This is a genomic window from Burkholderia sp. GW821-FHT14F03, from assembly GCF_058803765.1.
On record NZ_JBXAPG010000063.1, the window covers coordinates 12,332 to 33,146 of the forward strand.

General features: G+C 67.6%; 23 protein-coding genes. 11 read left to right on the top strand and 12 right to left on the bottom strand.

Annotated features, from left to right (window positions below):
* Positions 1-13 precede the first annotated feature (13 nt).
* From sctE to AC1RQF_RS29835, 5 genes are all read right to left on the bottom strand, one after another.
* The gene (gene sctE, locus AC1RQF_RS29815; RefSeq protein WP_492873673.1) at positions 14-1,504 is read right to left on the bottom strand and encodes a type III secretion system translocon subunit SseC family protein; all 1,491 of its coding nucleotides are present in this window, start codon (positions 1,502-1,504) and stop codon (positions 14-16) included.
* A gap of 1 nt (position 1,505) precedes the next feature.
* A complete protein-coding gene (locus AC1RQF_RS29820) occupies positions 1,506-1,982 on the bottom strand; it encodes a SycD/LcrH family type III secretion system chaperone (RefSeq protein ID WP_252983807.1) in 477 nt (158 codons plus the stop codon).
* 47 nt (positions 1,983-2,029) lie between these two features.
* Positions 2,030-2,590 (bottom strand): type III secretion system translocon protein SseB, encoded by a 561-nt coding sequence (gene sseB, locus AC1RQF_RS29825; protein ID WP_273995601.1) that lies wholly within the window; start codon positions 2,588-2,590, stop codon positions 2,030-2,032.
* 39 nt (positions 2,591-2,629) lie between these two features.
* Positions 2,630-2,971, bottom strand: coding sequence for a hypothetical protein (locus AC1RQF_RS29830; protein ID WP_273995602.1), 342 nt, complete (start codon positions 2,969-2,971; stop codon positions 2,630-2,632).
* Between the two features lie 87 nt (positions 2,972-3,058).
* Positions 3,059-3,874, bottom strand: a complete 816-nt coding sequence (locus AC1RQF_RS29835) for a secretion protein EspA (RefSeq protein WP_273995604.1) — start codon at positions 3,872-3,874, stop codon at positions 3,059-3,061.
* 291 nt (positions 3,875-4,165) lie between these two features.
* Between AC1RQF_RS29835 and AC1RQF_RS29840 the strand changes: the two genes are divergently transcribed.
* The 8 genes from AC1RQF_RS29840 to sctW are packed head-to-tail and all read left to right on the top strand — an operon-like array spanning position 4,166 to position 8,866.
* Positions 4,166-4,888 (top strand): helix-turn-helix transcriptional regulator, encoded by a 723-nt coding sequence (locus AC1RQF_RS29840; protein WP_273995605.1) that lies wholly within the window; start codon positions 4,166-4,168, stop codon positions 4,886-4,888.
* A gap of 13 nt (positions 4,889-4,901) precedes the next feature.
* A complete protein-coding gene (gene sctF / locus AC1RQF_RS29845; protein WP_252984963.1) occupies positions 4,902-5,117 on the top strand; it encodes a type III secretion system needle filament subunit SctF in 216 nt (71 codons plus the stop codon).
* Complete coding sequence (locus AC1RQF_RS29850) at positions 5,114-5,404, top strand: EscG/YscG/SsaH family type III secretion system needle protein co-chaperone (RefSeq protein WP_273995608.1); 291 nt, start codon at positions 5,114-5,116, stop codon at positions 5,402-5,404. Before sctF ends, AC1RQF_RS29850 begins: the two co-directional genes overlap by 4 nt.
* Entirely contained in the window at positions 5,404-5,742 is a 339-nt protein-coding gene (gene sctI, locus AC1RQF_RS29855; RefSeq protein WP_492873677.1) for a type III secretion system inner rod subunit SctI, read from the top strand. Before AC1RQF_RS29850 ends, sctI begins: the two co-directional genes overlap by 1 nt.
* Positions 5,739-6,479, top strand: a complete 741-nt coding sequence (gene sctJ, locus AC1RQF_RS29860; RefSeq protein WP_273995611.1) for a type III secretion system inner membrane ring lipoprotein SctJ — start codon at positions 5,739-5,741, stop codon at positions 6,477-6,479. Before sctI ends, sctJ begins: the two co-directional genes overlap by 4 nt.
* Positions 6,476-7,093, top strand: coding sequence for a type III secretion system domain-containing protein (locus tag AC1RQF_RS29865; protein WP_492873679.1), 618 nt, complete (start codon positions 6,476-6,478; stop codon positions 7,091-7,093). Before sctJ ends, AC1RQF_RS29865 begins: the two co-directional genes overlap by 4 nt.
* Complete coding sequence (locus AC1RQF_RS29870; RefSeq protein ID WP_492873690.1) at positions 7,090-7,779, top strand: EsaK; 690 nt, start codon at positions 7,090-7,092, stop codon at positions 7,777-7,779. The genes AC1RQF_RS29865 and AC1RQF_RS29870 overlap by 4 nt, the downstream gene beginning before the upstream one ends.
* Positions 7,766-8,866 carry a type III secretion system gatekeeper subunit SctW gene (gene sctW / locus AC1RQF_RS29875; RefSeq protein ID WP_492873681.1) on the top strand — a complete coding sequence of 367 codons (1,101 nt, stop codon included), beginning with the start codon at positions 7,766-7,768 and terminating at the stop codon, positions 8,864-8,866. The genes AC1RQF_RS29870 and sctW overlap by 14 nt, the downstream gene beginning before the upstream one ends.
* A 137-nt stretch (positions 8,867-9,003) precedes the next feature.
* Here sctW and AC1RQF_RS29880 read toward each other — a convergent pair whose 3' ends face one another.
* From AC1RQF_RS29880 to AC1RQF_RS29905, 6 genes are all read right to left on the bottom strand, one after another.
* Positions 9,004-10,212, bottom strand: coding sequence for an anthrax toxin-like adenylyl cyclase domain-containing protein (locus tag AC1RQF_RS29880; RefSeq protein WP_492873692.1), 1,209 nt, complete (start codon positions 10,210-10,212; stop codon positions 9,004-9,006).
* A gap of 142 nt (positions 10,213-10,354) precedes the next feature.
* Positions 10,355-12,085: a hypothetical protein gene (locus AC1RQF_RS29885; protein ID WP_273995616.1), complete on the bottom strand. Its 1,731-nt coding sequence runs from the start codon at positions 12,083-12,085 to the stop codon at positions 10,355-10,357.
* 284 nt (positions 12,086-12,369) lie between these two features.
* Complete coding sequence (locus AC1RQF_RS29890; protein ID WP_273995617.1) at positions 12,370-12,567, bottom strand: hypothetical protein; 198 nt, start codon at positions 12,565-12,567, stop codon at positions 12,370-12,372.
* 25 nt (positions 12,568-12,592) lie between these two features.
* On the bottom strand, positions 12,593-13,801 hold the full coding sequence (sctD, locus tag AC1RQF_RS29895; protein ID WP_492873684.1) for a type III secretion system inner membrane ring subunit SctD: 1,209 nt from the start codon (positions 13,799-13,801) through the stop codon (positions 12,593-12,595).
* Positions 13,798-15,312: an EscC/YscC/HrcC family type III secretion system outer membrane ring protein gene (locus AC1RQF_RS29900; RefSeq protein ID WP_273995621.1), complete on the bottom strand. Its 1,515-nt coding sequence runs from the start codon at positions 15,310-15,312 to the stop codon at positions 13,798-13,800. Before AC1RQF_RS29900 ends, sctD begins: the two co-directional genes overlap by 4 nt.
* Positions 15,309-15,707: a hypothetical protein gene (locus AC1RQF_RS29905; RefSeq protein ID WP_492873686.1), complete on the bottom strand. Its 399-nt coding sequence runs from the start codon at positions 15,705-15,707 to the stop codon at positions 15,309-15,311. The genes AC1RQF_RS29900 and AC1RQF_RS29905 overlap by 4 nt, the downstream gene beginning before the upstream one ends.
* Before the next feature lie 123 nt (positions 15,708-15,830).
* Here AC1RQF_RS29905 and AC1RQF_RS29910 point away from each other — a divergent pair, with 123 nt between their 5' ends.
* On the top strand, positions 15,831-16,484 hold the full coding sequence (locus AC1RQF_RS29910) for a two component system response regulator (protein WP_273995623.1): 654 nt from the start codon (positions 15,831-15,833) through the stop codon (positions 16,482-16,484).
* A gap of 24 nt (positions 16,485-16,508) precedes the next feature.
* Here AC1RQF_RS29910 and AC1RQF_RS29915 read toward each other — a convergent pair whose 3' ends face one another.
* Positions 16,509-19,283, bottom strand: a complete 2,775-nt coding sequence (locus AC1RQF_RS29915) for a two component system sensor kinase (protein ID WP_273995625.1) — start codon at positions 19,281-19,283, stop codon at positions 16,509-16,511.
* 153 nt (positions 19,284-19,436) lie between these two features.
* On the opposite strand from AC1RQF_RS29915, the gene AC1RQF_RS29920 reads away from it, so the two are divergent.
* Both AC1RQF_RS29920 and AC1RQF_RS29925 read left to right on the top strand, forming a co-directional pair.
* Positions 19,437-19,805, top strand: coding sequence for a secretion protein (locus AC1RQF_RS29920; RefSeq protein WP_273995627.1), 369 nt, complete (start codon positions 19,437-19,439; stop codon positions 19,803-19,805).
* The coding region (locus AC1RQF_RS29925) for an FHIPEP family type III secretion protein (protein ID WP_492873688.1) at positions 19,802-20,815 on the top strand (1,014 nt) is incomplete at its 3' end. The genes AC1RQF_RS29920 and AC1RQF_RS29925, both read left to right, overlap by 4 nt.

The following is a 20,815-nucleotide window of genomic DNA, read 5'->3' on the forward strand; positions in this document are numbered from 1 at the left end:
GCTGTTTTCTCCATCAAACCATCGACGAGGCGATCTGCGCCTGCAAGGTGGCCGTTTGTTTCGAAGTCTTGCTGCCGTCCGCGAGGATCTCGCCCGACTTCTCGAGCAGATCCTTGGCCTCCTTGGTCTGCGCCTCCTTTTGCTGCGCATAGAACTGGAAGCACATCTGCAACCACTGCTGATCGAGCATCAGCTGGTCGATCTCCTTCTGGAGCTTCGCGCGCTCGATCTCGAGCGCGCCCGTCGTCACCTTGCCCGCCGCGCCGACCGACGCGCGCGTCGCGTTCAGCACGATCGACGTCGACGCCTTCAGCACGGCCGCCATCACTTCCTGGTTGACCTGCCGGGTGATCGCCTTGGTCAGCTCCTTCGCCGACATCTCGATGCCTTCCTCGATCGCCTTGCCGGCCACCTTCTCGACGCTCTTCGTCACCATCTTCTCGATCGCCTCGCGGGAGAAGCTCTCGAGCATCCGGTTCACGCCGAGCTGCTGCACGGCCTTCTGCGCGGCATCCTTGCCGACCTTCTTGGACGCTTCGAGCGCGGCCTTGCCGATGCCCTGCAGGATCTGGTCCGACACCTGCGCGGCCACTTCCTTGCCGACCGCCTGGGCGGTGCTCTTGACGGCGTCCTTGCTGCCCTCCTTGATCGCCGTCACCAGCGCCTGCTCCGCGCCTTCCTTCAGGACGGCGGTGGTCGCCTTCGGGATCGCCTTGGTCAGCAGCATGTTGCGCGCCGCGCTGGTGACGTCGACCACCGCGCCCGCGATCTCGAACGTGAGCTGAACCTTGGCGGCGACGTCGGCCACCGCGCGGTACTTCTCCGCGTTCTTCTCGTCGACGAGCGCCAGCGTGTTCATCGTCGCCTTGATCACGCCCGCGAATCCGGCCATCAGGTCCATCGCGCCGCCCGCCACCGTCATCACGTTGCCGGTCAGCGCGCCGCCGATGATCTTCGCCACGCCCGACACCACCTCGACGGCGGCGATGATCCAGTCGAAGATCACGCCGAAGATGCCGGCCTTCTTCGCCTTCTGCTGCTGCTCGATGGCCTTGTCGATCTGCTCGCGATATTCGCTGACTTCCTGCCGGCGCACCTCCTCCTGCTTCGCCGACATGATGCTGAGCGCCTTGGTCTTCAGCTCGGCCGTGTTGCCGAGCACCTGGGACGACAGCAGCGTGGTCGCGAGCAGCATCGAATCCATCGACACGCTGCCGACATCGCGCGGATCGCGCGCGCCGCGCTTCGCTGCCGGCGCGGCCGCACCATCGAATTTGTCGACGATCCGCCCGAGCGCCTCCGCGGCGTCCTTCATCGTCACCAGCGCGCGGCCGGCGATGCCCGTCAGGCCGGGCAGCCGGGCGCGCACGTCGTCGACGATCACCGAGACGCCGCCCAGCATCGCGTGGGCCGCGGCGCGCGCCTTCTCGGCCTGTTCCGCCGGGTCGCGCGACGCGATCGGCGCGCCGCCCTGCGGCCCTGCCGTGTTCAACGCAATAGTCATTTCATCCCTCCTGCTCGCACTGTGCCAAGTGCTGTTCGATGTTCGTCTTGAGCGCGCGATAATCCGGCTGCGCCCCGCACCAGTTGCGCGCGGCGTCGAACGCCTTGCGCGCATACTCGAGATTGCCCACCAGGCGGTAGCTGATGCCCGCGTGGTACGACGAACGCGGGTCGTCGACGCGGATCATCCCCGCGCGGCTCAGGCAGAAAATCGCCTCTTCATGCTGGCCGAGGCGCTGATAGCACACACCCAGCCAGAACCAGTAATCGAAATTCCAGTGATCGATGCGCGCCAGCATGAAATAGAAATTGCGCGCGGCCGCCCAGTCTTCGGCGCTGAACAGCTGGCTCGCGTAGGCGAATACGGTGTCCAGGTCGTGCTGGTCGACGTCGGCGAGCATCCGGATCGACCCGCCCGACGCGAAGAACTGCTGCAGTACGTCGTGATCGTCCCCGGACGCAGATAGTGGTGTGGACATGCATTGGTCTCCTGCGGCCGGCGCGGTGACGCCGGCCGCCACGCGGCTTAGCGGATCGCCGAAGCGATGCCCTTGGTCGATTCGGCCAGCATGCTTTGCAGACTGTTGATCATCTGCACCGCCGTGTTGTAGTTCTGCATCAGCTGCTGCATCTTGAGCTGGCTCTGCTGCACGAAATCCGATGCCCGGCCCGCCACCGATTCCAGCGCCGCCTTCACCGACATCAGGTCCGCCTTGTCGAGCTTGCCGTCCTTCTTGTCGGCCAGGAACTCGTCGATCGTCTTGTCGTTGACGAGAATGTTGTTGTCGCGCAGGTACTTGACCACGCTGTCGTCCAGCGTCGTCTTGTCGTCGGCCTTGACGAGCTTCGCGAGCGACGCCTCGACCTTGTTCGCCATGTCCTGCGCATCGCGCGAGATGTTCGACTTCTTTTGCATGTCGTCGAGCTTCGCGCTCGTCTGCCGGCTCAGCAGATCCATGATCACCAGCATCATCGCGATGCTGTCGCCGATCGGGTGCGAATTCTTCACGTTGTGGCCGCCGGCTTCGCTGCCCGATACGGGCGGGGACATCTGGAACTGAACCGGCTGATTGCTGATGGAGGTCATAGGATTTTCTCGATGTATGAAAAGTGATTCGGAGACTGCTCAAACAAATGCGCGGCGGAACTTCGCGACCTGCCGCACCTCGCGCGGCGCGGCTTCGGCCGGCGCGGCCAGCTGCTGCAACTCCTCGCCGATCTTCTGCATGCAGCGCTCGGCCTGGCCGGCCTGCTTGACGAGCGCGTCGACCAGATGCTGGCCGCCGTTCTTCATCAGCGCGTCGAGCCGTTCGAGCTTGCGGCGCGCCTCGCCGTCCGCCTGGGAACGCTGGCGCAGGCTGACGATCTCGCGCTGCAGTGCATCGAACGCCGCCATTTCCCTCTGCAGGGTCGAGCGGCGACGCTGCAGGTCGCCCATTGCCTCTTTCAACTGCGCTACGGTTTTCATGCGATGCCTCCTTCGACGACGCGTCGTCGTGGTCACACGGTTGGCGCCGGCTTGCCGTCGCCGGCGAGCGCTTCGGGCATGCGCGGCTCAGCGGATCGCCGAGGCGATGCCCTTGGTCGATTCGGCCAGCATGCTTTGCAGGCTGTTGATCATCTGCACCGCCGTGTTGTAGTTCTGCATCAGCTGCTGCATCTTGAGCTGGCTCTGCTGCACGAAATCCGACGCCCGGCCCGCCACCGATTCCAGCGCCGCCTTCACCGACATCAGGTCCGCCTTGTCGAGGCCGGTCGAATTCTGGAGCGCGTCCAGGATCGTCTTCATGTGATCGAGGCTGATCTTCCGGCCCGATTGAAAATCGACCTCCGGCAGGCTCCAGATGTAGTCGCACACGCGCTTGCCGTCGATCTTGATGCCCAGCGAATCCATGTAACTCACGACGTCCTGCCATTCGCGCGACTGCATCCCGTCCGGACCCGACTGCGCGATCATCTGCTGCAGCTTGGCGACCATCGCGGCGAACTTCGCCGGATCGTGTCCCGGCGCGGCCCGCGCGGCCAGGAATTCATCGATCGTCTTGTCGTTGACGAGCACGTTGTTGTCGCGCAGGTACTTGACCACGCTGTCGTCCAGCGTCGTCTTGTCGTCCGCCTTGACGAGCTTCGCGAGCGCGGCTTCCACCTTGTTCGCCATGTCCTGCGCATCGCGCGAGATGGTCGACTTCTTCTGCATGTCGTCGAGCTTCGCGCTCGTCTGCCGGCTCAGCAGATCCATGATCACCAGCATCATCGCGATGCCGTCGCCGATCGGATGCGGGTTCGTCACGTTGCGGCCGCTGTCCCCGGACGACGCCGACGACCGGCCCGCGTCGGGCAGCGCCCCTTGACGTTCGATAGCAAGATTCATCGTGGTTGCACTCCTGGTTGCGCGGCCTGATGCCCGCCGCGTTCGTTCCGAGCTCGTCCGCGCCGGCAGTCCGTGCGTCGAGGCATCCGTCGCCGTGTTCGTGATGTCGCAGCGCCGACACCCCCATCGTAGGCGCGGGCGTTCGGGGTGTTTTCCGGAATTCGGCGGGCAGTTGCGTTTTTCTCGCGCCACCGCGGCACGCGGTTTCAGGTGATGACCTGAGGGGATTTCAGCGCCGGATCGGCGATCATGCGATCAACGCAACGACACGACGTATTCGCTGGGGACCTGATGCAAGTTGTACGAATGATGTTCGGCTGCTGCGGCGGCCAGATTCGAACCGCCGGGACCAATCACCGCGTGCCCGATCACTGCGTCGTCATGACGCAAGCCGACGCGGCGCTATGCGATGCGGGCGCCGATTCCGATTTCCAGACGATCGACTTCTATCCGGCGCACTTCCGCCAGGTGTTCGCGGAAATCGCCGAGCTGGTCGATCCGGACCCCCGCGCGCGCTTCTGGCCCGAGCCGTTGCGGATCGTCGAGGCGCCCGTCGCCGTGATCCGCATGGTGGACCTGCTGAGCCGCACGTCGCCGCCGCTTTTGCTCCGCTTCGTGTACCTGTATTGCCTGGGCGTCGATCGCGCGTACTTCTCGCGGCTGCTGCACCACATGATGGCCGGCGACACGGCATTCGTCGATTTCGTCGAGGCCAACGCGCTGCAACCGTGGACCGTCGCGCGCTTCGCGGACGGCTTCGGCCTGCCGCTGCGCAAGTTCAACATCCTCTTTTCCGAGAAGTTCGGCATGCCCGCGAAACGCTGGCTGCTGGAGCGCCGGCTCAGCCATGCGCGGCATCTGCTCACCGCCACGTCGATGCGGGTGCTCGACATCGCGCTCGAATGCGGCTTCGCGAACCATGCGCACTTCACCGACAGCTTTCGCAAGCACTTCCTCTGCAATCCCACCCAGTACCGGCTGCGGACCACGCAGCCCGAGCACTCGGCGGCCTGACTTCCGGCGCATCATGGATATCGAATCGGTCAATCAACAGCTGTCCCAGCTCGTGGACAAGGTCGGCAACGACGTCGAATCGAAAATGTCGGCGTCGGATCTCAACAATCCGGCCAGCATGCTGCAGGCGCAGTTCGCGATCCAGCAGTATTCGGTGTTCGTCGGCTATCAGAGCGCCGTGCTGAAAGCGGTCAAGGACATGCTGTCGGGCATCATCCAGAAGATATGAGCCCGCTGTCCGCCGATGCGCGCCGCCTGATCGTCGAGGCCGGCCTCGCCGCCGTCAATCACGGGCTGCATCGCGAAGCCTGGGCGATCCACGCGGCGCTGCCCGCGCTGATCCCCGATGCGCACGACCGGCTCGCGCTCGAAGCCGTGATGCTGATCGGCCTTGGCCGAAGCGGCTCGGCCGCGCGGCTGCTCGAACGCGCGAGCGCGCAGCACGCGCAGTTGCTCGCCCCCCTGCTCTCGCCGCCCGCCGCCACGCCGCGCGGGCTCCGTTCAAAGGAATCCTGATGGAAGTCAGCGCCGCTCAATCCGCCGTGCAGGTCCTGCAATCGCAGACCACCGCGCAACCCACCGACGCCGACCAGATCAGCGCGTTCACGCGCGCGCTGTTCGGGCAGGGCGCGCAAGCGCCCGAACACCATGCCGTCGACCACTTCCAGCAGGTGTCGCAGCAGGTGGACCGCGCGCTCGCGCCGGCGCGCGACGCCGAGCCGACGCTCGCGAGCCCGCTCGAGATGCTCGCGACGCAATCGACGATGCTGCGGTCGATCATCGAGGTCGACCTGATGGCCAAGGCGGCGGGCGCGGTCTCGCAGGGCGTCAACAAGCTGGTGAACATGCAATGACCGCGCGGAGCGTGCGCCGGCTCGGCGTCGGCCTGCTCGCGTGCGCGCTGGCCGGTTGCAAGACGGAGCTGTACAGCAATCTGCCGGAGGCGGAGGCGAACCAGATGCTCGCGCTGCTGATGCTGCGTCACATCGACGCGGACAAGAAAGTGGTCAAGGACGGCAACGTGACGATCCGGGTCGAGCCCGATCAATTCGTCAACGCGGTCGAGCTGCTGCGGCAGAACGGCCTGCCGGCGCGCAAGCTCGCGACGATGGAGGAGATGTTTCCGTCCGGCCAGCTCGTCACGTCGCCCGCGCAGGAGCAGGCGAAGATCCAGTTCCTCAAGGAGCAGCAGCTCGAGAAGATGCTGCGCGCGATGGACGGCGTGATCAACGCGCAGGTCTCGATCGCCGAAGACGCGGCCCAGGACCGGCGCAACCCCGATCCGCCGTCGGCGGCGGTGTTCGTCAAGTACAGCCCGGAGTACAACTTCACCGCGCGCGTGCCGGAAATCCGCAGCCTCGTCGTCACGGGCGTGCCGAACCTGAGCCCCGAGCGGGTCAGCGTCGTCGTGCAGGCCGCCGATTATCGCTACGCGCAGCCCAGCGCCGCCGCGCCGGGTCTCGCCGGGCGTTTCGAGGAGGCGCGGCTGCGCGTGGCCGGCGTGCTGGCCGCGCTGGCCGTGTGCGCCGCGCTCGCGGGCGCCGGATACGGCTGGCATCGGCGGATGCGCCTTCGGGGCGCGTCCTCATGACGCCGAGCGCTTTCACGCCGAGCGCGATCACGCCGGCCGTGTCGCGTCTGCACGCGCTCGCGTGGCGGCCCGGCGCGGAAATGCATCCCGGCTGGTGGCCAGCGCTGGACCTCGCCGCCTGGCGGGACGGCTACGCGCATCCCGCGTGCCGCGCGCCGATCGACCGGCTGATCGTCGCGCGGCGCGGTTTTCCGCGCGCGGCGCTGCCGCCCCGGCTCGATGCCTCGCAAGCGGCCCTGGTCGCGCTCGAACCCCGGCTCGACGCGTTGATGGTCGCGCTCGGCCTGCTCGCGCACGGACGCCCCGACTACCTGCTCGCACAACCGTATCGAACCTTGCTCGCGGCGCCGCTCGGTGAACAAGGATGCGCGCAGCTCCTCGCCCTGTGCCGCGATCGCCCCGTTCGCGGGCCGGATCTCGCGCCCGACCCGTCGTTCGTCGATGCGCTGCGCAGCGCCGGCACGCGCTGGTGGCGCGCGGACGCCGCCGCATGCGTCGCCACCCGGCTGCTGAGCACCGTGCTGCCGCCATCGCCGCCGGGACCGGCCGCCCCCGCGGACAACCTGCGGGAGCGGGCATCGGATTGGCTCGTCAGGATGGGGCGCTTGCTGTGACCGATTTCCCGATCTCCATCACTTACCTGCCCGGGCCCGCGCCCGTCGAATCGCTGATCCCCGCCGCGACGCTGGCCGGCTATGTCGACGCGGCGTCGATCGTCGAGCGCGCGCAGGCGCACGCCGCGCGCGTGCTCGAAGCGGCGCGCAGCACGCTCGCCGACGCCGAACGCGATGCGCATCGGCTCCGCGAGGACGCTCACCGGCAGGGACTGGCGGATGCCGCCGCCGAACTGGCGCACGCGCGCGAGAATCTGATCGGCGAGACCGTCCGGTGGCTGGTCGACGAGGCCGACTTGGAAGCGCAGATCGCGATGCATCTCGACGACCGGCTCCGGGTCCTGGTCGCGAGCGTCGTGGAGCCCTATCTGCGCGACCGCGACGCCGTCGAGTTGCTGCTGGCGCAGGTGCGCACCTGCCTCGCCGGGGACCAGGGCGCATCGCCGCTCGAGCTGCAAGTCAGCGCGGCGAGCGCCGAGCGCATCCGCGCCGCCCTCGGGGACGCGCCGCGCGTGCGCGTGACGGTCGAGGCGGCGCTGCGCGCCGACGAGGCGCGTCTCGCATCGCCCTATGCGATCGTCCACTTCAATCCCGGGCTGCATCTCGACCTGCTGCTGTCCCGTCTGCTGCCCGCCCCTTCAACCGCCCGCGCACCGACGCCCCCGAACGATGATGAACCGCATTGACCCGGCGGCCGTCCGGCCCGCCTCCGCCACGCCGACCGGCCCGGCCGCCACGCCGCTCGCGCGGGAAATCGTCCCGGCCGGCTCCGCGCTCGATCTGGCCCAGGAGGCGCTCGCCGACCTGCCGCACGATTTCGGCGCCGTGCCGCCCGAGCTGACCGGCGTGTCCGCCGAGTCGTTCGCCGAAACGCTGGAGGACATCGGCTTCGTGGTCGGCACGCGCCTGCGCGAACCCCGTCGCGCGCAGGCCGACGGTTCGACCGACCGGCCGCGCACGCGCGCGATGCTGCAGCAGTTGATCCGGCAGATCGGCGCGGTGTCGGCCGCGCAGCTCGACGATCTGCGGCGGCGCATTCCGGGGCTCGACGAACTCGAGGACGTCGGCGACGCCATGCGCGCGGCAGGCATGAACGACGGCGAAATGGCGCTGCTGCTCGGCGCGCTGCTGGAGGAGGGCAGGCTTGCGGGCGCGCGCCGCCGGCGCGCCGAAGCGCAGCTCGCAACCGTGCTGAGCGGCGACGCATGGGCATTGCAGCTGTTTGCGCATCTGGAGTTCGGCCGCGCGGGCCATGCGGGGCTGGCGGACCTGCGCCAGCTCTATCAGCGCGCCGCCGCGCGCGAACGCCGCCTGACGCAATGGTTCGACGAGTTCCGCCGGCTGCCCGACCGGCGGCGCAAGCTGAAGACGCTGATCCGCGCGCTCGCGTTCGAGCTGTCTTCCGAGGGGCCCGCGATGGATGTGCGGCTGGCCGCCGTGATCACCGATCTCAAGCGGATCCTGCAATTCCTCGGCATCGAGGATCATTGCACGCGCTGCGCGGACGGCCTGCGGGCGGCAGGCGTCGACGGCGATGCGCTGATCGCCGCGCTGCTCGAGATCGTCGAGCAAAGCTGGCTCAGCGCCGCGTGGCTCGATGCGCAGACACAGCGGATCGTGCCCGATGCATCGCTGCGGTATCGCCACGCGAAAGGCATGATGGAACTGGTGAAGCTGCTGCCGGACGACTGCTTCGACGACGCCGACCAGCACGCGACGATCCTCGATGCGTTCGGCGAGCATCTGGAAGCGTTGATCGATGCGCAGGGGTGAGGCCGGCGCGGCGGGCGCGATGCGGGACTGGCCGGGGTTTTGATGCCCGTCGCGCGATCGGGCGCCGCGCTCTTGTAGCAGACACGATGCCCGGTGCGACTTGAACGCATGCGCCGGGCACCCCGTTCAACGATGGCTCAGTTGCTGGGAAGACGCGCCATCAGCATGTCGCGCGCGTCTGTATAGGCTTCTCTTCGCACGCTGGTCACGTTCGGCTCCCATAGCGGATTGAGCGGAACATGGAATCCCTGCTTCTTGGCGCCGGCAATCAGTTCCGCCAGTTCGGCTGCATCGTGCACGATACAGATTTCATCGAAGCGGCCGATGCGCTCCGGTAGCGCGAACGCGGCGGGATAGTTGGCCGCCGGATCCGCCGCAGGACTGCCCGCGTCGGCATTGTGATGGATCACCGGCTCGCCGTCGCCGACCAGGGCCTGATTGAGGATCGGGATCATCGCGCGAATCCTCGGCGACGCATTGCCGATCTCCTTGTCCTCTTTTTCATAGAAAACCGCCGGATTGCCATAGGCGGCCCGAAGCGGCTCGGGAACGGGGGACGTGTAACGATCCATGCGCGCCTTGAAGACCGAGTGCGCGACATCCGGAACCGGGACGTTGTCCTGCGGACCGAGATCCTCCATCCGCGGGGCGATCACGAGCAGATCGTAGTCGGCCGTCAGCGGCTTGGCGTCCGGCTTCGGCGGCGCCAGCACCTCGATCGGCCGCCCCTCGTGCGTGATGGCGTAGCGCATCCCATCGCCGGTCGCGAGCGGCTTCGCCTCGAATGAATAGATCTTCCCACTCGGTGCCTTGGCTTCGAACGCGACCGGATTGCGCTGCGCGTCGTACTTGATCCGATCGATCATCCCCATGCCCAGCAGTTCATCGAGGCGCGCGCCCGATATGGCGAGCGGAACCTTCTTCGCATACTGGTCGCGCAGGCAACTTTCGACTTGCCCGTTGAATTTCGCGACCCGCTCGGCGTTGTTCTCGAGTTTGCTCCACCGCTGGTCGACGCAGATGAACGCCGCCTGCGGCCCCCAGTTCGCGCTTTTGCCCTTGATGTGAAAGCCCTTGGTCGGATGACCGCTTTCGATGAGGCTCGTCGCGATCGGTTCGACCGGTCGGATGCCGATCAGACATCGATGCTCCGCGGCGGATTGCTGCAACTTGATCAGGTGCGACGGGACGATGCCCGTCTCGCTCTTCACCCGCTCGACCATGGCTTGCAGCCGCGATACCTGATCGACCTGAGCGCTCTGCGGCCGGTTGTTCGTATCGACGGCCGGCGTCCCGTCCACCGGGAGGCGATTGCCCCCGCCGACCTGCACGGACATTTCTCTCATGCTGTGCTCCTTCTGAAACGTGATGGGGATGAAGCTCGTGTACCGATGCCGGGCGGCGAGGCGCGAACGACCAAGCCGATTCGCCCGCGCTTCCGCCCGGAACGCCGCCGCGCGCCATTCACTGCGCCGGCGGATGCGCCTGTCACGCCAGACGATCGGGATCGACCCGCGACGTCTGGATGCTGACCGTGCCCATCTGGCGCAGCTCCGGATGCGTTTCGCACAGCGCGCCGTGGTTCTGCTCGTACGCGTCGTGGATCGCAAGCACATCCCCGGTCGCGCTCGTATAGTTCGCCGCCATGCCGGCGACGCGCTGATACAGGTTCTCGTGCTGGAGATCCGTGCTGGTCGGGCCGAAGAAGTCGGCGCGCAGCGTATCCAGCGTCAGTGGATTGCGCGACGTCTCGATCGCCTGCTGCAACGCCGGCTGCCGCGCAACGTTTTCCGCGAGCCGTTCAGCCGCCCGGAACACAGTGCCGGACGACGGATTGAATTCGTCTGCGCCGTTCGCCATCGCCATGCCGACCGGAACCGTTTCCGCGAACGTGTGATAGCCGCCGAAGTTCATGAACGCAGCGATGCCGAGCGTCGCGGGCTCGACGATGTCGAAGCGGTCGTAGAGCGGCCCGTCGCTCAGCGTATTGAGCGCCAGCAGCGCGTCGCAGGTGCCGCCCGACTGCGCGCCGGCGGACGGCATGCCGCGCAGGTTGGATTCGACCGCGAACGTGCCGGTGGGCTGCCAGCGGTTGACGCCGGTGCCGTGGGGAAACGCATGGGTGCCCAGCGCTTCGTGGAAGGTCTGATCGGCGCCGCCCTGGGTGCTGAACAGCAGGTTCTGGTACGCATGCATGAGCGGGCTGTCGAGCGCGAGCTGGATCTCGTCGGACGCCATCATGAAGGGCCGCTCCGGCAGGCCGCTCGCGCCGGGTTCGATCGGCGCGCCGTCGCGGGCCGCGCCGTTGATGTTGGCGTAGACTTTCGCGCCCGCCGTGTTGACCTTGGCGCCCAGCAGTTGATCCAGCTCCGCCTGCCGATCGCCGTCCGCGGCCGTGACCGCGACGTTGCCGAAGCCCAGCCCGTGCAGATGCGCGGATTCGTATCCGACGGGAAACGGCTTGCCCTGCGCGTCCAGCGGCTGGCGTTCGCTGCGCATCCGGCTGATCGGGTCGTCGAACAGCGGCGTGCGCATCACGTCCCTGAATTCGTCGAAGCGCGCGCCAAACTGGCTCGCCACGCCCTCGCCCAGCGGCTTCATCACGTCCCGCAGCACCGCCTCGTTCTGTGCGCGCTTCGTCGCGTCCGGCTGGTTCATCAACTGCCAGACAGTCGTGCCGAAACCGCATACCGCCTTGACCTTGGTCAGCAGGTTCTGGAAATTCTGTCCGGTCGCGTACTCGCCCGACGGCGACATCAGCGGCGTCTCCAGCTGCGCGACGATCCACGCCGCACCCTCGCCGCCCTCGCTGGTCTTGCGGCCGATCTGGTCGGACTTCGGGTCCGTCATCGGCGTGAGCATCGTGTCCTTGAACACGTCGGCGAGCGGCTTCTGGCTGCCGTTGAAGTGGACCGTGCGCGCGGGCGCGCCGTCGCCCGTCAACACCGGCGCCAGCACGTCGGCCAGGCGCGACGCGTAGGTGTCGAACACCTTGCCGACCGTGCCGGGACGATCGAGCACCGCCATGCTGACGCCCGCCTCGAACAGCCGGCCGTTGGTCAGCGCGAGTTGCTGCGCCGCGTTCAGCGTGATGCCCTTGGCCGTCGAAACCGCGGTGATTTCACCCGTCCGGTTCGTCTGGGTGATGTCCTTCAACCCACCGTTCTCGATCTGCGCCTGCAATTGAATCGGCGGATGGTTGGATTGGATCGTGCGCATCGTTCACCTCGCAATCGTGATAAGCCATGAAGTACCTGCCCGATTGTCGATGCCTAAAATCAACCCCGCTTCTGTATCTTTTCGGCCTCTATCAGTTATCGCGAGTGCGCCGCTTTCGACAGAAAGGACGACTTTTCCGAAGCCGCAGCGCATCGAATCGCCAGAATGCGTCGCATCGACATGAACCGGACCGGAGGCGCACGATGCACCCCATTGCTTGGCGATTCGTCGGCACCCCGACACGCGACGGGCATCGATCCGCAGCCGCCGCGCCGCGCGCCGCGTCACGGCCGATTGTGATAACGCGCCCACAATCGCTCGATCACCTCGATCGCCGCGCGGTGCGCCTCGTCCAGTTCCGGCGTCGCCGCCCGCTCGGGCGCCGCGGCGCCGGCCTGGCGCAGGGAGGCAACGCACGCATCCCGCCGTTCGCCCCGCACATCGGCCGCCAGTTCGTCTTCCAGTCTCGTCAATCGCACCATCGCCTTGTCCTCAATGTTCTTCGCCTCACACGTCGAGCGGGATCGACACCAGATGTTCGCCGTTGCGCAGGCTGATCGCATGCCGACTCAAGCCGACGATCGCATAGCCGTTCGGCAGCACGCCGCCCACCTGCAGGCGCATGCCGTTCGCGAGCACGACATAGATCGAGTTCGCCTGACCGCCGACCGTCACCACCGGCGCGGGCAACAGCGACTGCGCGGCGTCGGCGGTGGGAATCGCGTCGTAGATCGCCGTGAAGCCATCCGCGCCGGCGCGATTGAACGCCGCGATCGCCGCGTTCAGCGCGGCCGTCCTGCCCTCGTCGAGCTTGCCGCTCACCATCAGCGTCCGGCCGGCCAGCGAGACGCCGACCCCGTCGAGCAGGTCCGCCTTCGACAGCGCGTCCAGCAAGCGCTCGAACTGTTGCGCGCGGTCATTGATCACCTGCCAGGTCCGCAGCCCGGCCACCGCCTGCAGCTGCGTGACGGCGCGCCGCCAGCGGCCGTCGGCCGCGATCGCGCCATGGATCTCGACCGAACCCGGCCCACCCGTGCTGCGCACGTCGATGTCGCGATAACCGTTCAGCATCAGCACGTCCTTGACGTTGCCGCGCAGCGTATCCGCGCACTGGCTGGTATCGCGCACATGCACGCCGCGCGCGCGCAGTTCGCCGCGCAGTTGCTCGACGGCCTGGCTGAGCGCGCACGATCCGCTCAAGCCCACCGTGCCGTCCGGCTCGCGCGTCGCCCGCAGGCCGTGCAGCGCGCTCGCGCGCAGCCGCGCGGCGAGCCAGGCGTCGAGGTCGGGCGCGCGGGCCGGGGCCGGCTGCCACAACGCCAGCACGAGCGCGCCCAACAGGCCGGCGCACGCGAGCGCGCCGGCCGCGTGCACGCCGCTCGGACGCCGCGCGCGCGGGGCATGGCGCGGCGGGACGAGCGCCACCGGGAGCGGATCGTCGACGCCGCCCACGATGAACGCGAGCCCCGCGAGATCCACGACCACGTGCTCCGGCAGCGGCGTCGCGGCGTCCCACCGTGCCCCCGCGACCCACACCGGCACGCCCGGCGACACCGTCACGCCGTCCGCGCCCACGTTCAGCACGGCGCTCGCCTCGTCGTCGAGCACCAGCGCGAGGTCCGCGTCGGCGCCGCCAATCCGCAGCGGCCCGTCGGGCAGCACGAACGGGTGGCCGGCCAGCGGGCCGTTCAGCCATCTGAGCTTGCGCGCCGTCATGTCTGCAGCCAGGGTTCGGCCTTGATCAGGAACAGCCGCACCGTGTGGCGCTGGCTCTTGTGGCGCGTCTTGAACAGATTGCCGAGCAGCGGAATGTCGCCGAGCAGCGGGATCTTCCGCTCGCCCTCGCTCAGCTCGTCCTGCACGAAGCCGCCGAGCAGCAGCGCCTGCCCTTCCTTGAGCAGCGCATGGGTGGCGATCTCCGAGTTCAGCGTCTGCGGCAGCGGTTCCTGCTTGCTGATCGGATCGGTCTGCCGGCCGTCCTGAACCATCAACGTCAACATGATTTCCTGTTTGCCGGGATCGCCGATCACGCGCGGCGTGACCCGCAGCAGCGATCCGGTCGAGATCGATTCGAGCTTCGCGACACGCTCGGCGCTGACCTTCGTATAGAACGTGATGTTGCGATCCAGCACCGCCTGCATGTTGTCGAGCGTGACGACGGACGGCCGCGACAGGATCTGCGCCTTCGCGTTCTGCTCCAGCGCGCTCAGCCGGACCATGAACTGGCCGGTGTTCGACACGACCGTGGAGAAGCTGCCGGCATCCGGTGTGTCGCCGCCGTTGAAGCTCACCGAGCCGCCGCCGATGCGCGCCGACGCCGACCAGTCGACGCCGAGCATGCTCAGATCCTGCGCGTTGACATCGATGATCGCGACCGAGATCTCGACGAGCTTCGGCTTGCGGTCGAGCTGCGCGATCAGGTCGCCGTACAGCTTCATGTTCGTCTCCTTGTCACGCACGATCACGGCGTTCTGGCGCGCATCGGCGGCGAACATCGGCAGCAGGCGGTCGCTCGCCGGCTGCTGGCCCTGGTTGTCCTTCAAGGGCAGCGCGCGCCCTTGCGCCATGTCTTTCAGGACCGACACCACGCCCGGCACGACCACCTGCTGCGACCGGTAGGCGTAGCGGGTGTCGGTGGCGGTGGCGTACTGCAGCGGAAACAGCTTCACCGACTCCTGGTTCTGCGCATGGTGGATGGTCTGTTCGTCGAGCCGCTTCGCGAACTGGGTGACGCGCTCGATGCAGATCGGCACGCCGCGCGCCTCGATGGCGTTCGACGCGGGGATCGCCTGCACGAAGCACTGCCGGGCATCGAGCAGCCCTGCCGCGCGCAGTTGCGGAATCAAGGTCGACGGCGGCAGATAATCCGGCGTGATCAGCGCGCTCGACACCTCCTGCGCGCGGTACACATACAGCGTGAGGCCGTCGTAGTACCACGCGAGCTGATAGAGCCGCGCGAGCCGATCGAGCGCCGCCTCCGGCGTGCGGGCGTCCACGGACCCGATGAACGATCCGTCGATCTTCGGGCTGACCACCACCGGCGTGCGATAATTCGCGCCGAGGTCGCGCAACACGTCGGACAACTTCATACCGCGCGTGCTCAGGAAAAACGGGGCGATGCCCGCGGTCGGAATCGATTTCGCCGGCGCCGGCGCGACATGCGCCAGCAAGCAGCCGACGAGGAGCGCGCGCCACGCGGCGCGCAAACGGCGGGCGCGCCGGTTCATGCCGGTCTCCATGCCGCGCGCGGCGTTTCCTTGAGCGCCGCATGATGCGCGCCCAGCCAGCGCGCGATCGCGATCTGCTGTTCCAGGCTCGCGCGCAGCGCGGCGGCGCCCGCCTCGGCATCGTGGCGGCGCACGAGCACCAGCGTGTTCGCGGCGTCGAGCCACAGCGCATCGTCCGCTGCGCCGCGCAACGACATCAGCCAGAGACACGCCTGTTCGAGCCAGCGGGCGTCGATCGGCGCGACGTCGACCTGACAGCCGACGCACAAGCCCGGCGGCGTCGCCGCAGCCACGCACCAGCCGGCGATGCCGTCGATCGTCATCGACCAGCGACCCTGCCGCCAGACCCCGGCCGAAACCGTTTCCAGACGCCGCAATGCAGGTGGAAATTCCATCGAAATCATTTCATTCATGCATCAAGATTTTTGAGATAAATCTTGATAAGATCGATCCGGTGATCACCTGAATTCCTAAATAAGTCGAGGCGGGCCGCCCCTCGATCCCATGTTGACTCCACCATGCCCGTCGTCACTCATACCGCCATTCCCGCCGAAGTCCGCATCCTGATCGTCGAAGATCACCCGGTCGTGCGGTTGGGTCTGAAGAACCTGCTCGACGCCGCCCCGCCGTTGAAGGTCGTCGCCGAAGTCGAGGATGGCCTCGAGGTCTATTCGGCGTGCCAGCGCCATGCGCCGCATATCGTGCTGCTCGATCTCGGCCTGCCCGGGATGAGCGGCATCGATGTGATCCATCAGCTGCGCCGCCGCTGGTCGGACCTCGGCATCGTCGTGATGACCGCCGACACCGCCGAGCATCGCGCCAGCGCGGCGCTGCTCGCGGGCGCGAACGGCTACGTGCTGAAGAACAGTTCGCAGCAGGTGCTGCTGGAGACGCTGTGGAAGGTCTGGCGCGGCCATACCGCGCTCGACCCGGCGCTGAACGCCGCGCAGCTCGGCACGCCGTCCGCCGCCCGCGCGGAGGTCGCGCTCACGCCGCGCGAACGTCAGGTGCTCAAGCTGATCGCCGAGGGATGCCGCAACCGCGACGTGGCCGAGCGCCTGACCATCACGATCAAGACGGTCGAAACGCACCGCCTGAATCTGATGCGCAAGCTCGACGCCCACAACGCGGCGGACCTCACGAACTGGGCGCACCGTCTCGGCCTGAATTGAGACGGGACGCGCCGCCGCCGGCCATCAGGTGAACTGAATCGCGATCAGATCAGCCAGGTCGCTCAGATCGCGGCGGCTGACCCAGCGGCCCGAGCGGATCTGCCGCTCCTGCTGCTCGATGCCCTCGCGCACCAGATCGAGCCCGCCTTGCCCCGCGCAGCCCTTCAGCGAATGCAGGATGTTCAGGATGCCTTCCGTATCCTTCGCGTGCCACGCCACTTCCGCCTGCTGGTGCAGGTCCTTCAGCGTCTTGCGCAGCTGCTCGCGCATCATCTGGTCGTTCCAGTCCAGGAGCGGTATGTTCGCCATCGCATTGGGCGCAAGCTCCATGCCGCGCGCCAGCTGCGTGGCGGCCACCCGGTTCAGCGTGCCCGCCATCTGCTCGAGCGACACGGGCTTGGTCAGATAGGCGTTCATGCCCGCCTGCCGCGCGCGCTCGTGCTCCGCCGGCATCGCATTGGCCGTCAGCGCGACGATCGGCGTGTCGGCATCGAGGATCCGCTCGTCCGCATGGCGCCAGCGGCGCGTGGTCGCCATCCCGTCCAGGTCCGGCATCCGCACGTCCATCAGCACGAGATCGAACACCTGGTTGCGGCCCAGCGCGAGCGCCCGCTCGCCCGAGGCCGCCGACTGGCACTGGTGGCCCAGCTCGCGCAGCATCTTGCCGACGATGTCGCGATTGACGGCGACGTCGTCGACGACCAGCACCTTGAGCGCCCACGGGCACATCGCCGTCGGCCGCGCATCGTCCTGCACGGCCTCGCCGCGCAGCACCTGCGCGATGCTGCGGTGAAGCTTGCCGGGCAGGTAGCACAGCTCCGGCATCGCGAGCAGCGGATTGTCGCCGTCGACGGGCTCCATCCCCCAGCTGCGCAATTGCGCATGCAGCGTCGCGGGCGCCGTCACGGAGCCCGCGAGCGGCTTCGGCGCGACCTCGCCGCGCTGCAAGGGCAGCAGCACGGTAAACCGGGTGCCGCGCCCGAGCTGGCTGCTCATCAGGATCTCGCCGTTCATCAGGTTCGCGAGCCGCGATGCGATCGGCAGGCCCAGTCCGTTGCCGCTGTCGTGCGCGCGCACCTGCACGAACGGCTTGAAGATGTCGAGCTGATACGACGGCGGGATGCCCTTGCCGGTATCCTCGACGATCATCGCGAGCAGGCTGCCGCGCCGCTCGACGACGAGGCGGATGCTGCCGAAATCGGTGAACTTGACCGCGTTGCCGAGCAGGTTGATCAGGATCTGCCGCACCCGCAACGCATCGAGCCAGATCTGCTGCGGCACGTCGGGCGCGACGAAGGTCGACAGCGTGAGGTGCTTTTCGTTCGCGCGCAGGTGGATCGTCAGCATCGCCTGATCGAGGAGCGGCAGCAGCTGCGTCTGCTCGTAGGCCAGCTCCAGGTGGCCCGCCTCGATGCGCGAGTAGTCGAGCACGTTGTTGACGATCCCGAGCAGGTAGCCGGACGACTGCTGCGCGACGCCGACCAGCTCCTGCTGGCGCGGCTGCAGCTGGCTGCGCGCGAGCAGCGCGAGCGCGCCCATGATGCCGTTCAGCGGCGTGCGGATCTCATGGCTGATGCTGGCGATGTGCTCGCTCTTGCGGTGATTCGCCGATTCCGCCATGCGCTTCGCTTCGTTCAGCTCGCGGGTGCGCTCGTCGACCTTGTTTTCCAGGGTCTTGTGATACGCGTTCAGCGTGCTGAGCAAGGTGTTGTACGCGCGCGCGATCCGCCCCAGCTCGTCGTCGCGGCGCGCGGGCAGCCGGCGGCCCCAGTCGCCGTCGCGCTGCGCGTCGATGGTCTCGACGATCAGCCTGAGCGGCCGTCCCAATTGCCATTGCAGGATCTGGAACACCACGACGATGAGCCACAGCTGCATCACGAGCGTCCACGGCACGGTCTGGCGCAGCAGGGTCATCACCTTGTCGGTGACGGCCGCCGTCGGAAAGATCACCGCGAGCTGCCAGTGCGGGCCGTCGAGCGGCATGCACACCACGTACTGATTGTTGACGCGCCGCGAATAGCTCTGCGCGCACATCGGCAGTTGGTCCAGCACCTGATTCAGATCGGCGGGCACTTCGCCGTCCGACCACAGCAGCTCGCCCTGCGCGGAGCGCAGCACGAAACGCGGCTCGCGATCCAGATGCAGGTCCTTGCTGAACTTCGACAGATCGCCGATGCGCAGATTCTGCCCGGCCATCACGCCCGACTCGCGATCGATCGCGGCGGCGGCCACCCGCACGAGGCCGTGCGAATCGCGGTGCGCGTCGCTCCAGTGCATGCCACTGCCCGCTTGCGTCGCGCCGCGCAGCGACATCAGCATCGTGAGCTTGCGCTGCATGTCGGCGGCGCTGGCTTCCGCCGCGCGATACAGCACGATGCCCTCCGTCGGCAGCAGCAGGAACGCGTCGCGCCGGCTGTCCGGGTCCGCGTCGCCGAAAATCCCGAGGATCTCCCGCGCGCGCCGGACGAGCGCCGCGTCGCCGCGCGCGTCGGGGAACGGCACGAACGTCGTGTGCGGCGACGGTTCGGGCGCGGGATCGAGCGTGGTCAGGCGCTGGTTCAGGGTCTTCCAGACCCACAGCAGCGCGCGCGTATGGCGCTGTGCATCGTCGAAGCGGCGATTCTCGCGGCCGACGATCGCCTTCAGTTCCCAACTCAGCACATCACGCAGTTCGCTTTGCGTTCCCGTGTAGCGGTAGTAAAAGCTGATTGCTTCGGACAACATCCAGAACGAAACCATCGCGCAGCAGAGGATCGCGACGATGCGTGCCGTCAGCGATTTTTCCCAGAATGGGCGCATGTTTTCTTTCCATCAAGATTCCAGCGTGCGCAGTCCTTGAGTCATGGCTGCACAGGCCCTTTTCAGGTCTTCGCCGGATGGTTCGTGCGGCCGTGATTATAGAAGATGCGTCGTGCCTTTCCGCAGAGGAAGGATTTTTTCTTCAGGAGTCGCATGGATTTGCAAACGGAGCGCAAGCTGGAACAGTTCCTGCGGCTGCTCGAATTGCCCTGCTCGCGCATCGCTTCGCGCCTCGAATTCGCCCAACCGCCGCTGCGCGTCTTCATCGAGGCCGTCGGCGCCCGGCTGGTGCTGTCCGTCGCGCGGCCGATCGACGCCGCGCGCCGCGACGACGCCCTGCGACGACTTGTCGCACGCTGCGATCCGGCGCGCCACGGCGGCCTGATCCTGCGGGCCTGCGCGCTGCGCCGCGACCTGATGCTCAGCTGCACGCTCGACGCCGCGCACGACGTCGGCGCCTGGCTCGACGCGCATCGCACGCTGCGCCGCCTGCTCGACGCGCATGCGGGGGACGCGCGGTGAACCGGATCAGCCGCTGGCTGGCGATCGTCGCGTCGCGCCAGGACATCGCGCTCGCGGTGCTGCTGCTCGTCGCGGTGTTCATGATGATCGTGCCGCTGCCGACCGGGCTCATCGACCTGATGATCGCGTTCAACCTGATGATCGCGATCATCCTGCTGATGATGTCGCTCTACATCCGCGACCCGCTCGAATTCGCCGCGTTCCCGTCGGTCCTGCTGATCACGACGCTGTACCGGCTCGCGCTGACGATCAGCACCACCCGCCTGATCCTGCTGCAGGCCGACGCGGGCGAGATCGTCTACACCTTCGGCAGCTTCGCCGTGGGCGGCAATCTCGGCGTCGGGCTGATCGTGTTCGTGATCATCACGATCGTCCAGTTCATCGTCATCACGAAGGGCTCGGAGCGCGTCGCCGAGGTCGGCGCGCGCTTCTCGCTCGACGGCATGCCCGGCAAGCAGATGAGCATCGACGGCGACATGCGCGCCGGCATCATCGACGCCAACGAGGCGCGCCGCCAGCGCGGCCTCGTCCAGAAGGAAAGCCAGCTGTACGGCGCGATGGACGGCGCGATGAAGTTCGTCAAGGGCGACGCCATCGCCGGCATCATCATCATCCTCGTCAACATCCTGGGGGGCACGGCGGTCGGCGTGTTCATGCACGGCATGAGCGCGAGCGAGGCGATGTCGACCTACGCGATCCTGTCGATCGGCGACGGCCTGATCGGACAGATTCCCGCCCTGCTGATTTCGATCACGGCGGGCATCATCGTCACGCGCGTGCCCGGCGAGGTCCGCCAGTCGCTCGCGGCGGACCTGACCGAGCAGATCGGCCGGCAGCCCCAGGCCCTGTGGCTCGCGGGCGCGGTGCTGCTGGTGTTCGCGGTGCTGCCGGGCTTTCCGGTGGCGTACTTCCTCGCGCTGGCCGCGCTGATGCTCGGCGGGGCCTGGCTGCTCAAGCGGCGCGGCCGCCGCGCGGGCGCGGCCCTGTGTCTTCTACACATCTCCGCACCC